The organism is Flavobacterium sediminis, assembly GCF_003148385.1.
GTDB lineage: Bacteria > Bacteroidota > Bacteroidia > Flavobacteriales > Flavobacteriaceae > Flavobacterium > Flavobacterium sediminis.
The window spans coordinates 646,671-662,332 of record NZ_CP029463.1 but is presented as its reverse complement, the minus strand read 5'-3'; the positions used below and the strand labels follow the sequence as shown (position 1 = coordinate 662,332).

Sequence of the window (15,662 nt, the reverse complement as noted above, 5' to 3'; positions counted from 1 at the left end):
TATGCTACGTATTTTTTGCAGGAAATACGTATTTCGTAGTAAAAGCATCCAAGGTAAATTCGCACCAAATGTTTTTACGATTATGAAATATTTTACTTTGCTATTGTTTTATTTGCTTTTTATTACATGCGGATTTGCTCAGGTGGGTATTAATACAACATCCCCTGATGCATCTTCTGCATTAGATATCAGTTCTACTGATAAAGGAATTCTGATCCCCAGAATGACTGAAATCCAGCGAACAGCTATTGTGTTACCCGCAATAGGATTATTGGTTTACCAAACTAATGGTGAAGAAGGGTTCTGGTATTATAACGGAACAAGCTGGACTTCTTTGAAAGGAGGTGAGTTTAAAAGTACCTCAGGAATTGTGCATAACACAACAAATACGGCTGTGGATGATTTTGTCTTTGGTGCTACACAATTAGATCAGGATGGAAATCCTGACCATTACAATAAATTTTTCTTTAATAAAGAAAAGGCTGCTTTTAGAGCCGGACAAGTGGGAGATAATGCTTGGAATAATGTAAATACAGGGATTTGTTCTGTGGCTATGGGTTTTAATAATTTAGCTTCTGGGTTAGGCTCAACCTCTTTTGGGGTGGGTAATCAGGCGTCAGGGGGGATAGCAACCGCTATAGGGGAATACTCGCAGGCTACAGGTTATTCTTCTATAGCTTTAGGTGCTAATTTAATTGTTTCCGGAAATTACGCTATAGGTATTGGTTACGATAATGATGCAACAAATACGAATTCAATAGCTATCGGTAATTATAGTACTGCTAATGGAGAAGGAGCCTTTGCAATAGGAAATAATAGCTTAGCTTCAGGTTATTATTCTACAGCTATTGGTTCAGCTAATATTTCATCAGGAAATTTATCTATTGCGTTAGGTAACTCTAATACGGCTCTTTCATTTGGTGAAATGACTCTAGGCTTAAATGCTACGAATTATGTCCCACTAAGTACAACTTCATTCAATTCTTCTGATCGACTGTTAAGCGTTGGTAATGGCGTAAATACGTCAAATAGAAGTAATGCGCTAACAATACTTAAAAATGGAAATGTAGGTATTGGTGTTGAGAATCCCGAGGCAACTTTGGACTTAGTAGGAACTTTAAAATTCCAAGACGGAAATCAGGCGGTTGGTAAAGTATTAGTATCAGATGCAGATGGTAATGCTACTTGGGAAGTTGTTTCTAATTTTGGAGAATTTCAGAGTATTGCAGGAGTGGTTCAGAATACGACAAACACAGCTAATGATGATTTTGTTTTTGGGAGCTCTGCATTAGGAAATATAGCTGGGACCGGAGATGATAGACGTATGTTCTTTGACAAAAGTAAAGGTGCTTTTAGAGCTGGTAGTGTGTTTAGTGATCAGTGGGATGATGGTAATGTAGGTAACTTTTCTGTCGCTATTGGATTTAATCCTATAGCTTCGGGAGTTTTTTCAAATGCTTTAGGAATTGGGGCTAAAGCTCTGGGAGATCGTTCAACCGCAATTGGAGAAGGCTCTATTGCATCTGGTCAAAGTGCCACAGCTTTCGGTGCATTTACTAATGCTTCAGGATTTTTTTCTACTGCTATGGGTAGGTATACAAATGCTCTGGGTGCTTTTTCTACTACTTTCGGAGAAACCACAACCGCTTCAGGTAATTGTTCTACTGCTATGGGTAGAAATTCAGTTGCTTCTGGTGGGAACTCAATTGCTTTGGGACTAAGTACACAAGCTTCTTCTTTTTGCGAAACGGCACTAGGATTAAATAATTTAGTATTTACATCTTTATCTACTACAAGTTTTGATGCTAATGATGTTTTGTTAAGTGTTGGTAATGGCGTAAATACGTCAAATAGGAGTAATGCGCTTACAATTCTTAAAAATGGAAATAGTGCGTTAGGAAATCATACACCAACGGCAAGGATGGATATTGAAGGTGCGGCTTTGGGTGTAATTCCTTTACAATTAAGAGGGGGTAACAATAATGACGTTTATAACTTTAATCAAGTAACTTTTGGTTGGAATAACGATGATAGCTACAGACACAATATAAGAACGAGACATAATGGAGTTGGTGATGAGGGCAATTCAATAGATTTTTTTGTATGGGACTATGGCACAGATTCCTCTGAAACAATAGGGACTAAACACGTAATGACTATTGATGGTATTGGTAATGGTGCTTTGGGTATTGCAACTACAGCCCCTAATTATACTTTAGAAGTGAATGGCGATGCGGCAAAACCCGGAGGTGGTACTTTTATAGCAACGAGTGATAGCCGTTTAAAGCAAAATATCAATCCGTATACTAAAGGCTTAGATGAAGTTTTACTAATAAATCCGGTAACGTATCAATACAACAAACAATCCGGCTTTGATACCAAACCAGTTTATACAGGAGTTATTGCACAGGAATTAAAAGAAATTGCTCCGGAAATGGTAGGGACTTTTACAAAAGATAATACGGAATATTATAATGTAGATACAAGTGCTCTGACATTTATGTTAGTAAATAGTATAAAAAAGCTTTCGGAGGAAAATAATGCTGTTAAGAGTACCAATGAAGTTTTACAAAAGCAATTGAATCTGTTGGAAAGAAAGAATGAAGAATTAGAAAAGCAATATAGAGAAATGACGATCCGGTTAGAAAAAATAGAAGATCTACTTTCAGATTAATTATTTTGAAGGAGAAACGTAATGATATTTAAAGAAACAATGAAAGCTAGCCTTTTTTAAAAAATAATATCTTTACGGAAAATGAACATTCAATGAGAATAATAGCAATTGTTTTTCTTTTAAATTTAGGAGTATTTTGTAAAGCTCAGACTGTTCTTGAGCAAAAAAAGGATGCTGAACGTTTGATTGTGATGGATAGTCTATCCGACCTTCCTCAGGAAAGCGATTCCTTACTTAGAGAAACAATTGCAATGGCTATAAAATTAGATTCATTTGATATAGCCGTAAAGCAATCGGCAAATCTGATAAATTTTATAAATTATCAGACGAATCAAAGAGAAGAAGGTAGAAAAGTTATAGCAGAAACAAAGAAAATAGTACCTCTTGCTCATGATAAAAACACGTTGAGTAAATATTATTTTGAAATTGCCGATTTGTATTATTATTTAGGTGATTTTGACGTTTCTATAGAGAATTACAACAACTCTTATACTTATGCTGATCCGGATAATCCGCGTTTTATGGGTTTGTCAAAATTCGGATTAGGAATAGTCTATGTAGATAAAGGAGATTTCGGAAATGCTTCTTTAGCCCTGCAAGAAGCTATAAAATTATTTAGAGAGCAAAAAGATACCATTAAATGGATTGATGTTAAAAACTCAATGACTATTTTATATGGTAAGAACGGGTTTTATGAAGAAGAAGAAAAAGAGCGTCAGGAAATCATAGCTTTAGCTTCCAAGTTAAAAGGCTATTCCGGTTTATCTATTATTTATTATAATGCAGCAGCCAGTGCTAATAAATTAAACAAACAAGAGGAAAGGATCAATTATTTTAAGAAAGCAATAACATCTAATGAATCTTCAGAATACAAAACTTTTTTAGAACCGATTATAAAGTTTGGATTAGTTGCAGCTTATGCTGAGAATGATAGTTTGAAAAAAGCTAAAAAACTATTGAATGAAGTTGAACAGAATAACAATTATACCATAGGCTATAACGAATCATTTTATCTTGATGCCCGAAAGAGAGTAGCATTCGCAGAACAGAACTATGCTGAAGCAATTGATTATGGAATGGCTTATTTAAACCTAAAAAAAGCAAGTAAGGAGTATGAAGAGATTCAAAATGCAGAAAAGTTCTTATCAAAAGTTTATAAAAAAACAGGAAATGATAAAATGGCTTTAGAACATTTTGAAAATTATGTTAAAATAAAAGATTCTATAGGAGACATTCAAAAAGCACGAACGTTAAGTTATTATCAGACTTTATACGAAACCGAAAAAAGAGATTTGAAAATAAAAGCGCAGCAAAATGATATAGCACTTCTCAATACTGAAAATAAAGTTAAGAATCAGTGGTTGCTTTTCGGAGGATTAGGTTTACTAAGTCTTTTTGGTTTCATTAGCGGGCAACGTTCCAGAAATTTTGCAAGAAAGAAACAAAAAATGCAGGAAGCTTTTATTCAAAAAACGCTAATGGCTCAGGAAGAAGAACGAATTCGTGTGGCGTTGGAACTGCATGATGGGGTAGGACAGCAATTAATGCTCCTCACAAGACGAGCCGGAAACAGTAGTGACGAGAGCTTACAATATCTGGCAAAAGATACACTCGAAAATGTAAGAGCGATCTCCAGAGGACTGCATCCGGCAATCTTAGAAAAATTCGGATTTACAGTTGCCATTCAGGATTATATCAATACAATTGATGAAAACTCAGACCTGTTTTTTACAACGGAAATAGAAAATATAGATGCTTTTCTGGAGAAACAATCGGCATTACACCTGTATAGGATCTTTCAGGAATTATTAAATAACATCTTGAAACACGCGCAGGCTACATCCGTTATGATAGACATAGTCAAAAAAGAGAATCTCATTCTATGCGTAATTGAAGATAACGGAAAAGGCTTTGATTACCAACAAAAAATAAAATATTCTAAAAGTATTGGTATACAGTCAGTTATTGAAAGATGTAAGATCATTCATGCAGTACTAAAGGTTAATTCATCAAATGCAGGAACTGTTGTTGAAATAGTAATAAATAGTTCGTCCGGCATAAATACAGTGGAATAGAGAATTAAACAGAAAAAACAGAAAGCTATGCTAAAGAGTCAAATATCAATAATAATTGCTGATGACCATCCGATTATGCTTAACGGATTAAGAGAAGAGCTTGAAAAAGCAGGATATAATATTCAGGCTACCGCTAATAATGGTACTACAGCTGTTGAGGTAATAGCTTCTATGCAACCGGATATTGCCATTTTAGATGTGGAAATGCCATTTCTGAACGGTTTTGAGGTAATTAAAAAATGCCAGAGCTTGGAACTCAAAACCCGGTTTGTCATTATGACCTATCACAAAGAAAGAGGATTTGTAGTACAAGCCAAAAAGGTGGGAGTTCACGGGTATTTACTGAAGGAAGATACTATTGCAGATATAGAGATTTGTATAGAAAAAGTACTGAATAATGAAATCTATTTTAGTCGGTCTTTTACTGTTGATGTGGAAAAAGAAGTTGACAAAGAATTGAGAAAAATAGCGTTGTTAACACCTTCTGAACGAACAGTTGTCCGGCTTATTGCCCAAGAGAAAAGTTCTGCCGAAATCGGAGAAATTCTTAAAGTTTCTAAGCGGACTATCGAAAAACACAGATCAAATATTATCTCAAAACTAGAGTTAAACCCTTCGTTTGATGCACTGAACCAATGGGCGTTGGATTATAAAGAAATTATAATAACTCTTTAAAAAGGTTTTTTTATTTTGTAAAATCAGAGCAAATTCGTTTACAACAAAGAGTTTAAATCGAATGTGAAAAAATTAAATGCTGAGTACAAAGCAAGAAGCAATATTCAGCAGCAAATAAATGATGCTATTGGTGTGTGTTACTGTAGTTGATTTCTAGTAGAATAACATTAGATGAGTTCTTCAAAAGGTTTTTACAAAGCATTTCATGTATATTGATGAGCTTACGGACAAAGTTAAAGCCTGTAAAGTTACTTTTCGTTATGATGATGGAGGCTCCTCTTAATAAAATTCCTTCTTAAGGATTTGTATTTTATAACCTTCCCCGTTATTTCCACAACCTCAATAAGGCTTATTTAAGACTTTTTAAATGGTTTGTATTGGGTTTTTTGTGAATGAGGCGACGGTTAGGAATCGTCTTTGAGAATATCGTTAAGAAAAATTCTAGCTATTTTCAAAAAATAACTTTCAATTTAATAACTCAAATCCAAAAGTAAATTTTTAAAATGGAAACCAAAACAAGCAAGCTTTTACTGAAACAAATTGTCCTTCGGTTCAATCTTTTAAGATGTGTTCTGAGTGTTAGATTTTTTCTTTCAATATGATTTGTACCGAAACGTTTTACGGAATGTAGTTTCTCGTCAATCAAATAGCTGTAGTTTTTTAATCTATCTGTATATATTTTTTTCGCATCGGATAGTTTCAAAGTTTCAAGAACTTGGCTTAATGTTCTATTTGTGCGTTTTCCAACATTAAAACTGACAACATTTTTTGAGTTTCTCTCAAGCGCATATACTAACCAGATATAATTTTTCTTATGTCTAATGTAAGTGCATAATTCATCAACTTCATATGTTTTTCCTTTACTGATAATTGGACTGATAATGCTTTTGGCAATTGACACAATCCTTTTCAATAATGTTGTTGGTGAAATTTTTAATATTCTGGCTATACTTCTTATCCCTAAACCTTCTTTTGTTAATTTGATGATATTTTGGTTTGTATTTGGATTATATGCTTGATATGAATAATTTTCTATAAAACGATGACAGCAGGTTTTACAATAATATTGCTGTTTATTGTTTTTTGTTCTCCCGTTTTTAATAACCTTTTTCTCTTTACATTTTGGACAATTTATAGTATCACTAACTTTGAAACACGAGGTGGCATTTTTACTCATTTTAGTTCATTTAAGGCAATATTAGAATAAAAAAGATGAGCAGTATTGCTCATCTTTAAATTATTTTTTTCTATTATTTGTTCTATTTCAATAGGTTATAATTCTGAAATTTTATATCACTAAATTTGAAACACTACCGATATTTCCGTTATAGAGTGCCTCCGGGCTTTCTTGCGGATCGTTATATCCTATGGAAAAAGCAAAAAGATCATCTCCTAAGGTGTTCACATTGTTAATGTTTGTCAACCAACCTCTGATGTTGTAGGTATAGTCTACCGTTTGTAAACCCGTTGCTCCCGTAACGTCTGTACCGCCAACATTTTTTCTGATCAATTGCCCTAGTTTATCATAAGACTCTTAAATAGATGAAAAAGGCGAAACGGTTAGGAATCGCCTTTTTTAATTTATAAAGTATAATGCTTTTTTACTTTGCTTCATTTTGAATAATACATTAATTTTACAACAAAATTTATCAAAATGAAAAAGCTATTGTATTTAACATTACTTATATTTTTCTTTTCATGCAAAAACGAAGACAATACTAAAGTTCCTTTTGAATCCAATCAAACTAAAAGTAATGACCAACAAAATAATGCAGAAGAAAAACATATAATTAAAGATGATAATGGGAATATTATTGAGGAAGGTAACTTATTAAACAAACAAAAGCATGGCGTTTGGAAATATTATGAAGGTAAAAACCTAATTGCAGTCAAAAGATTTTATAAAGATTCTTTACTATATGTTTTAGACAAAAATGATTATATTTACAATGATGTCTATTTGCAAAAAATAAACTCTTTTATCCCAGTTCCTAAAAATTGGAATACAAATACTGTATTTAATGATTCAAATACTCTTCTTACATCTGTAAAAAATTGTGATGAAACTCTTAATTATTGTCCAAATATTGTTCTAAGATTTGAAGAACTAAATTCTATGAAATTTGAAGATTATATTCGGAATGATAAAGATCAAATTCAAAAAGATTTTCCAAATTTAAAAGAAGTTAGCTTCTCAAAAAATAACATAATAAAACAAGAATCTTATATTTTTAAATATTTTATTAATTATCAAAATGAAGATATTGCTTTTTTGATCATTTGGATAAAAAATAAAAGTAAGATTATCACTTATACAGCATCAAGTCAAAAAAGCGAAATAGAGAAAAATTTATATTTATTCTTACAAATTGGGAATTCTATAACAGAAAAAGAAAAGTAGGTTCAAACCACCTACTTTTCCTTTTTTTTTATAATTAAAAATATAACAATTGATATTATTCCGAAAAAAAATATTGGAACTAATTGTAAAAAAGCTTTTACGAAATCATTTTCAATTAACATTGAAATAAATTTAAGAAAGCTAAATAACAACATTATAAAACTTAATGAAAGGACAATATATAAAAGCTTAGTCATTATAAAAAAAATCTTTTACTTCCCAATCATTTCTATTCTTTTCCATAATTAAAATAACATTACTTTCTTTAATACTCCCTTCAACAAATAATTCAATTTGTGCATGCTCTATACCATTAATTGTTTTGATTCTACCACTCGGGAATGAACCAAACCTTTTAATATTACCTAACTGATTGATTATATTCTCATCATTAAGCACATAATCTTTAGCAACTTTAAAAGATTCAGAATTACTAATTTTAATAGTGTTTCCTATTGTTACAGAAATATATAGTACAATAATGCCAATAATTGAATAAACTAAGTATTTAATAAATTTATTTTTCATTTTTATTTTCTCCTTTTAAATCCTAATTCTAAACTTATCCCAAATTTAATACCTGCACCACCTTTCCCAGAAACTTTAATTGTTGAAGAGTCTGATGTACTTTCTGCATTTATGCTTCCTGTAGGGCTATTATGTAATGGCCCTTCTGTTGTAACTGATGTTCCTTTCGCAGATTCTTTATTACTGCCCTCTAAAGAGCCAGATGATTTTGATAAATATTCAAAACTTGATTTTTCATCAGTTGTTTTATCTAAATCACTACTATATGCAACAAATGAATTTTCCCCTTTAACAGCAATCACTTTTGTCTTCCCATCTGTAAATGAAACATCTACTGATTGACTAACTTCTAACTGTCCGTCTTTTAATGCATAATCGCTTTCAAAGCTATTTTCATCTAACAAACTACCACTAACATCAAGTAATTCAACACCTACTAATTCCCCATTTACTGATAAATTTGCATCACCTGCTGATAAACTCACACCAGCGCCAATAGAAAATTTTGAATTAAAATTAAAGTCCGCTACTACTTCGTTTTCGTCTAAAAATTCAGCTACAGCATTACCAACTTCAACAAATCCATTACTTTGATTATTAGCTCCAAAAAATGATTTAACACTATCCCAAGCCCTGCCAAACCAGCTTTTACGTGGGTCTCCTCCTTCTGCTTGCATTCCATCAGGGTCAATAAAATACATTGGGTTGTTGTAGGCATAATTATACGGTGTCCATCTTCTACTATTTTCAGCCAATGGGTCAATATTCATCCATCTACCCAGTGCCGGATCGTAATTCCTTGCACCATAGTCATATACGTTTAAACCAAGTTCATCTTGAAGCTCAAAGCCATTAAATTTGAATTTATACACCGATTCCACTGTTGTAGTTGGTCCTTTTAATACTACGGCTCCTGCTGTGCCTTTTTGATACAACAACTCATCACTGTTGTAATTAGCATGTTTTAACCCAAAAGGATAATAATGGTTCTCCTCCATGATCTTAAGGGTACTCGTTTCAGGGTCTATTCCATAACTCAATCTGATGTTCCCTAAATGATCGGTGTAGTTGAACACATAATTGTAAGCAAAGCCACAACTACCAAAAATAGTGCAAGCTTCCGTGACGTTCACATAACCCTCTGCATGCGGGAAAAACTTCAATACGTTGTCCACGTATTGAAAACCGCCTTGTAAATAAGCCGTTTGTGCTGTTTCACTTCCTAAATAGTCCAATACACTTTTCATCACTTTGGTTCCTAAAGCATCATAAAGATATACGATTTTTGCACTGGTTCCAAATGTAATCTCTACCGGAAGGTTTAAATGGTTGTACGTGATATTGGTTATACCTTTGTTGGCATCACTGATCATGTTGCCGTTGGCATCATACGCATAATCGTCATCCGGATCATATATCCCGTTACTATCATCCTTGAAACCCGATGGCATATTGGTACTGTCAAATACTTTTAACAATTGGTTACCGGTATCGTTATTCGAATACGTATAGGTAAGGTTGTCTATTTCCTGTTCTGACTGGGTGCCGTCGGTATCGCGGTCTCCGTTTCGAACCAAAGTTTTAATGTTACCGTTCTTATCGTAACTTACTTGTTCTTTGTAGTTGTTAAAAACGGCTGTCGCTTCCGGTTTAAGATAATCTGCATTGGTCAATCGGTTTAAGTCGTCATACGAATAATTGTATTTTCGCAGGACATTATCATTTGCCGTTCGCCAATAGGTAGCCGAGATGTTTCCGTTATACAAAGCATCCGGTGCCGCATCATGGATCGCCAGAGAAGCATAGTCGTTATAATCGATCTTAAAGTTAAACAGGTCATTGCCTGTCATAACATTATTAACATCATTAATGTTTGTCAACCAACCTCTGATGTTGTAGGTATAGTCTACCGTTTGTAAAGCGGTTGCTCCCGTAACGTCTGTACCGCCCACATTTTTGCTGATCAATTGCCCCAGCTCGTCATAGGTATTTTTGCTGATCAATTGTTCGGCAGTCTGGTCGATCTGCTGTTTGTGCAGCAACAAACGGCCTTGGTCGGTATAGGTATACATATCCTTTACGGTAACTACCGCTGCATTGGCATCGTATTGGTGGGTTGTCAGGGTATAGTCCACCTGTCCTGCCCAGTCCAGTTTGGTATCTACCTGGGTATAACCGCCTAAATGATTGGTCGTATAAGTCCGTACCGGGCGGTATTTGTCATCGTACAACGTATAACTTACGGTAGCCGTGGTAGCGGTCGGGTCGTCTAATACTCTTACCCAGCTACCTGTAGGGGAACCTTTTACATGCTGTGCTATCGGGTAAGTACTGTTCGGCAATGTAGTAGGAACGGTTGCCGGAGCAAAAGGATAATCGTAATTGTCATAATAGTTCAGGCTTAAAAGCTTGAAACCTGAAGTAGGCAGTACTTTATTGGTATACCCCAGTGTAACATTATCGTAGGTAAACGTATCGTCTATCCGTTCAAAAAATTCACCAACGAGATCCTGTTCGGCCTGATAAGCGGTACGCTCTACAGCTTTAACTGCTCTTCCGGTGTAGTAACCGGTATAGAGCACTCTTCCGAATACATCGTACTTGGTGATCAACCAGCCTTTGTCGTTTTCCCCTGTGGCTCCCCAAGGGTTGTATGCCGGACCGCTTGCCACTACCTGATCCTGACTGTTGTACACGATGTACTCCCATTGTTTTCCGGGTAGTTTTTTCTCGACCAAACGGTTGCGTTTGTCGTAGCGGTACTGGTAACACAACTCGTCCAGTATGTCCTGGGTAATATCGCTGGCAGCAGCCAGAGGAGGCAATACATAGGTCAGGTTGCCGAACTGGTCGTAAACGTAATAGGTGTCGTGTTTTACTTCGGTTTGTGCTCCGTAATCGGCATACGTTCGTTTAAGAACCACTTGTCCTTCTTTGTTCTTAAATTCTTCGGTGGTATGGTTCTTACCGCTGGTCCAGTTCTCGTCTTTGGTTACGGTCTTATAGAGTTCTTGTGCATTATAAGCCATTTGTTGTACCAGAGCTATGCTATAGATCTCTAAAGTAGCGTCCCAGCTTGCTGTAGCCTGAAAGAGCTTTACTTCGTTAGCATCGTTTGACTGGTAGTCAAAACGGATCTCTTTTCCGCTGTTCATCGCCCAGGCATCTCCCGGAGCTGCTTGTTTCTTTATACGGTCTAAAGGTGAGGCTTCCAGTTCTTTTTCGCTGAACGGGGTGGTGGTTCCTCCGTTATAGGAACTATAAAAGCTGTTCAGATCTGAACTCACGGTGGTTGCATCTATATAATTTAAACTCGGTGCGCTGTTTGCATAAGGCAGGAACTCTTTGGTTTGCCTACCGAAAGCATCGTATTCCACAGGGGTCACAATATCGTTTCCGCCATTAGACTGTTTGTGGGCAATCTGCTGAACAGGGCGCCCTAATCCGTCATAATAGGTGATTTGTACTACTGCCTCGTCTGCGCCCGGGTTACTCAATGAGGTTGTATTGGGCTGCTTGTAGGTCGTGGTCTTTACATAATTCTGATCCGGACTTTGCCCTAAAGCAAGAACCGGTACCAATGAAAGGAAAAATAACAGTTTTTTACGCATAAGATTATACTTTATTCTTGTTTAGGGGGTTAGTTATCGCTTGTATAGTGTATTTCGTTTTCGCTCAGGATGTTGCCGTCTTTGTCTTTGACATTCTGTAAACGGTTGAAGGCGTCGTACTGATAATCTATATAGTTTCCGTTAGGTTGAACCATCTGTACGATCAGATCGTACATATTATAGCGGTAACAATAAACTTGGGCTGTTGCCAGGGTGCTTTGATTGATCAAGGTTTGGTTTGCACTGATCGTAGCTCCGCTAAAACCGTTGCCCAGGGTAATTCCCGATGCGGTCAAGGCTGCCATCACGGTATCATAATCGCTGTTAACCACTTTATACAACGGTTTTCTGCTCTCTGACCAGATGTATACCACTTTGACTCCTTTTTCTTTTTGAACCTCTACGGGGTTTCCGTTATCGTCGTATTTTGCATAAATGATGCGGTCCTCTAACGACTGATCTTCTTTAGCACTCTGTACCTTACTCAGTAGAAAAGGTAGGTTTGCATCCGGTTGTTCGTAAATGTATTTTACGGCCGATGTTTTGCCGGTATTTTTAAAGCTTTCAACATAGATCGGTTGTGCTATACGGTTGGCTGTTTCAAGTGCTCCGTAGGCTGTTAGCTCGCTACCGCTTAAATTCGTCAGTTGCCCCAGAAAATAATCCGTAGGATAGTAATTTTTTACCTCTAGTATCTCTCCACTGCTGTTGGTGGTTTTTATATGTCCCGGCATACCGGAATAAATGTTATTGATATTATCCAGATAATCTGTTCTTAACGTTCGGGTGTCAAACGAACTGTAATCGGGTAATTGATTAAGGTTAAAACTGGTGTTGGCCGTAAAATAATCCCATACGCTTACATCGCTTAAAAAATCAGTTTCAACCTTCCATCGCAGCTCCGGTTTATAGGTATTATTGAAATAATAGCCCATATACATTGAGCCCAAATTCGTTGCATTTCCAGTAAAACCAAAAGTACTTTGGAACATCTGTACATAAAGCATATTAGGGTTTTGGTGAAAAAAGTTGATATGGTAATCGTAGCAGGTTTCTTTTTGCAATCGCAGATCAGGAGCCGAGTTGGTTCTTTCCCAAAGCCTTTCCCTGAGCAAGAGTCCGTCTACAGCACTTGTATTGGTTGCCGCATTGTTAAAGCTTTTAAAGGTATAGGCTAAAGCAGAATAATAAGAGCCGTATTCTTCTCCTGCCGGGTTAAAGAACTCTTGATACTCATCTCTTTGCGTATAAAAATCTTTTTCATAGCCTCCTTTTTCAAAATTCTCTCCGCCAAGGCTCACGCTAACGGTTCTTTCTTCTTCCAATGCTCCATAAAGCACCGGAAGGTTAAACGCCTGCAGTTGTGAATTCATCTCCATATAGGTCGATAGCACCATGCAATTTGACTGTGTCCCCTGATTAAAACCTTGTGTTCCTTCTAAAGAAAAACTATGGAACAAAGGATAATATTTTTTTATTCCTGTATCGTCTAATTTCTGAATGTTTGAGTAATAATACCGCTTATAGGAAGCTGTTTCTCCGGAAGCTGTGTAATCTACAATGCGTTTTACTCTGATCCCCAATCCGTCGTCCGGATCGTAACCGTCTAAATATTTGAATTCCAGTTTTCCGAACAAATTAGGTGTCAGCATAGTCGTGTTAGGATCATTTATATAGCCCTCATTGGGTGCATAATTATCCCCAAAACCGATCTTGATATTGTACTTATCCTGTTTCTTAAACGTATAATTAAAAGCGTATTGTGTCGTAAAACTCGTTTGCCCTGCGCTATTCATCAGCTCTTCTGCCGGAAAATGCAGGTTTTTTGTAAATACGGAATCCGTAGTTATATTCGTGATCTCCACGTATGCAAAATCTCTGTAATCTAAGGTCGCCACATTAGTATTAGACCCTGTAAAGGTTAAGGTCAACTCAACCGTTTGTTCTTCCGGAATTCCCGGAAGATCATTATATACTTCATAAAAATCATTGCCCGAAAAAACTACTGTATAATTTGATAAAAGCAGTTCGTCTTCCATGTCTGAACCGAAAACCGGATCAAAATTGATCTGTAGTTCTTTATCGGCATAAACCGTTTTTTTGTCTTCCGGTTCATAATCGATCAGGGTATATCCTCCGGTCGGGTAGGTTATTTTCTTTAAACACCCATTGGTTGCATAATCAAAATAAGGTTCTCTGTCGGCTAAATTACCGATCTCTGAGAATTTTGATTGCTCATATATATAATCGTAATACGATAAAGGTCCCGTTTCAGGGGTTATATAAAGTAATAAATAATCTGAAAATAATTTCTCGGCATTCTTAGGCAGTAGGTTAGCATTGGCTGTAACTCCGTTAAAATAGCCCAAATAGTCCTGTGCATTAGAGTTAACCCCCGGAATGTTGTTCAGATCTTCGTATTCAAAAGTATACTGCAGGGTTGTAGTTCCTGAGCTGGATTCCATGTTCGTATCCACTAAAAAGAATTTGTCGATATCCCCTGAGGCTAACTGGGTCAATGAAGGGGAATAGCTCAGATTAAAAGTATTGGTCCCGTAACTGATCTGACTCAGCACCTTGTATTTTAAGTTAGTGGTTATCGGTGTTACCTGTTCGTAAACTCCTGTGGACGTAAAATCGACATACAGTCCGTTTTGCGGACTCCAAATCTGCTTTAAGAACTTTCCGTTAAATATTTTATTTCTAACGGTCAGGGTCTGCATGTTATTTTCAGGAGTAGAAGAACTTCCTTCACAACCTGGCTCTGATTCTGAATAAATTATTTTACTTACCTTTTGGTTCTTTTTATAGTAAACATAATAGCTGGGAATGGTTTCATACGTAAAATAAACGGTATCTCCGTTAAAGCTTTCTATCTTGGTAAGGTAAAAAGCTGTTTTAGCTCTCATGCTTTGGTGTAACGGGTTGTGGTCAAATAGTTCCGTTTCCTCTACTGCCTCAAAATTATCGGCTCCGGTTTGACTGGTCACTACACCACCGAAAAAATAGGTCGTCCCGTCTGGTCCTGTAAACTTAAACTCGTAATGCGGATTGTTTGAACTTTGATCTCCGAAATCATAAAACCCGTTAGGTGCTGAAAAATTACCGAGTAGCTCTACTTTGAATTCTGATTCGTATTTGGAAAGTTTTGCACTGTAGTTCCCCAAACTGTCCTTCTCTAAATAAAATGTTCCTGAGTATCCCAGAAAATTAAAACTGAACACATCGGCTTCAGAATCGTAGTTCTTATTGTCTTCTACAAAAAAACCAAAATCATCCATATCTGCTATTTCTCCGCTTTGGAACATATCGGCAATCTGATCCGGTGAATAATGATAGGACGGATATGTCGTTTCATCCGGAAGATCACGCACCGTTCTTGTGATCACGCCTCCTGCATTCAAATTCCAATTCATCCCTGTCCAGTCAGGGTTTTCTTCAACTTTAACTCCATTTCCCATGTATGTTAAACCTACGGGAACGTTTATACTACCCGCCGGATAATTAAATACCGAAATGGTATGTGAAAATTTTCCGCTCGACTCATCTATATTCAAATCTCCGAATTGTGCCAATCCGTTTGATTGTGGTGACGGAACTGCATAATCCGGCAATTCCAGTTCTTCTTGTCCGTACCCTAAAAAACTTAAAAAGAGACAAAAAGCAGTAATTAGTTTATATTTTATCATTTCTTATCC

General features: G+C 36.1%; 9 protein-coding genes. 4 read left to right on the top strand and 5 right to left on the bottom strand.

Annotation, left to right across the window (positions count from 1 at the left end; translation table 11 throughout):
- Window positions 1-82 precede the first annotated feature (82 nt).
- The 3 genes from DI487_RS03150 (at window position 83) to DI487_RS03140 (ending at window position 5,424) form a co-directional block, all read left to right on the top strand.
- Complete coding sequence (locus DI487_RS03150) at window positions 83-2,674, top strand: tail fiber domain-containing protein (RefSeq protein WP_170108161.1); 2,592 nt, start codon at window positions 83-85, stop codon at window positions 2,672-2,674.
- Window positions 2,675-2,766: 92 nt separating this feature from the next.
- On the top strand, window positions 2,767-4,749 hold the full coding sequence (locus DI487_RS03145) for a tetratricopeptide repeat-containing sensor histidine kinase (protein ID WP_109568369.1): 1,983 nt from the start codon (window positions 2,767-2,769) through the stop codon (window positions 4,747-4,749).
- A gap of 27 nt (window positions 4,750-4,776) precedes the next feature.
- Window positions 4,777-5,424, top strand: a complete 648-nt coding sequence (locus DI487_RS03140) for a response regulator transcription factor (protein ID WP_109568368.1) — start codon at window positions 4,777-4,779, stop codon at window positions 5,422-5,424.
- Between the two features lie 478 nt (window positions 5,425-5,902).
- On the opposite strand, the gene DI487_RS03135 is transcribed toward DI487_RS03140, so the two are convergent.
- Together DI487_RS03135 and DI487_RS03130 are read right to left on the bottom strand one after the other, a co-directional pair.
- Window positions 5,903-6,601, bottom strand: coding sequence for an IS1 family transposase (locus DI487_RS03135; RefSeq protein WP_109568367.1), 699 nt, complete (start codon window positions 6,599-6,601; stop codon window positions 5,903-5,905).
- A 111-nt stretch (window positions 6,602-6,712) separates the two neighbouring features.
- Entirely contained in the window at window positions 6,713-6,934 is a 222-nt protein-coding gene (locus tag DI487_RS03130; RefSeq protein WP_109568366.1) for a hypothetical protein, read from the bottom strand.
- Between the two features lie 144 nt (window positions 6,935-7,078).
- On the opposite strand from DI487_RS03130, the gene DI487_RS03125 reads away from it, so the two are divergent.
- Entirely contained in the window at window positions 7,079-7,825 is a 747-nt protein-coding gene (locus tag DI487_RS03125; protein WP_109568365.1) for a hypothetical protein, read from the top strand.
- Window positions 7,826-8,014: 189 nt separating this feature from the next.
- Here DI487_RS03125 and DI487_RS03115 read toward each other — a convergent pair whose 3' ends face one another.
- Genes DI487_RS03115 through DI487_RS03105 form a run of 3 tightly spaced genes read right to left on the bottom strand, consistent with a single transcriptional unit; the run spans window position 8,015 to window position 15,653 of the window.
- Entirely contained in the window at window positions 8,015-8,353 is a 339-nt protein-coding gene (locus DI487_RS03115) for a cytochrome c oxidase assembly factor Coa1 family protein (RefSeq protein ID WP_109568363.1), read from the bottom strand.
- 2 nt (window positions 8,354-8,355) lie between these two features.
- Window positions 8,356-11,964: a DUF6443 domain-containing protein gene (locus DI487_RS16245; RefSeq protein WP_109568362.1), complete on the bottom strand. Its 3,609-nt coding sequence runs from the start codon at window positions 11,962-11,964 to the stop codon at window positions 8,356-8,358.
- Between the two features lie 29 nt (window positions 11,965-11,993).
- Window positions 11,994-15,653, bottom strand: a complete 3,660-nt coding sequence (locus tag DI487_RS03105) for an RHS repeat protein (RefSeq protein WP_109568361.1) — start codon at window positions 15,651-15,653, stop codon at window positions 11,994-11,996.
- Window positions 15,654-15,662: the final 9 nt, after the last annotated feature.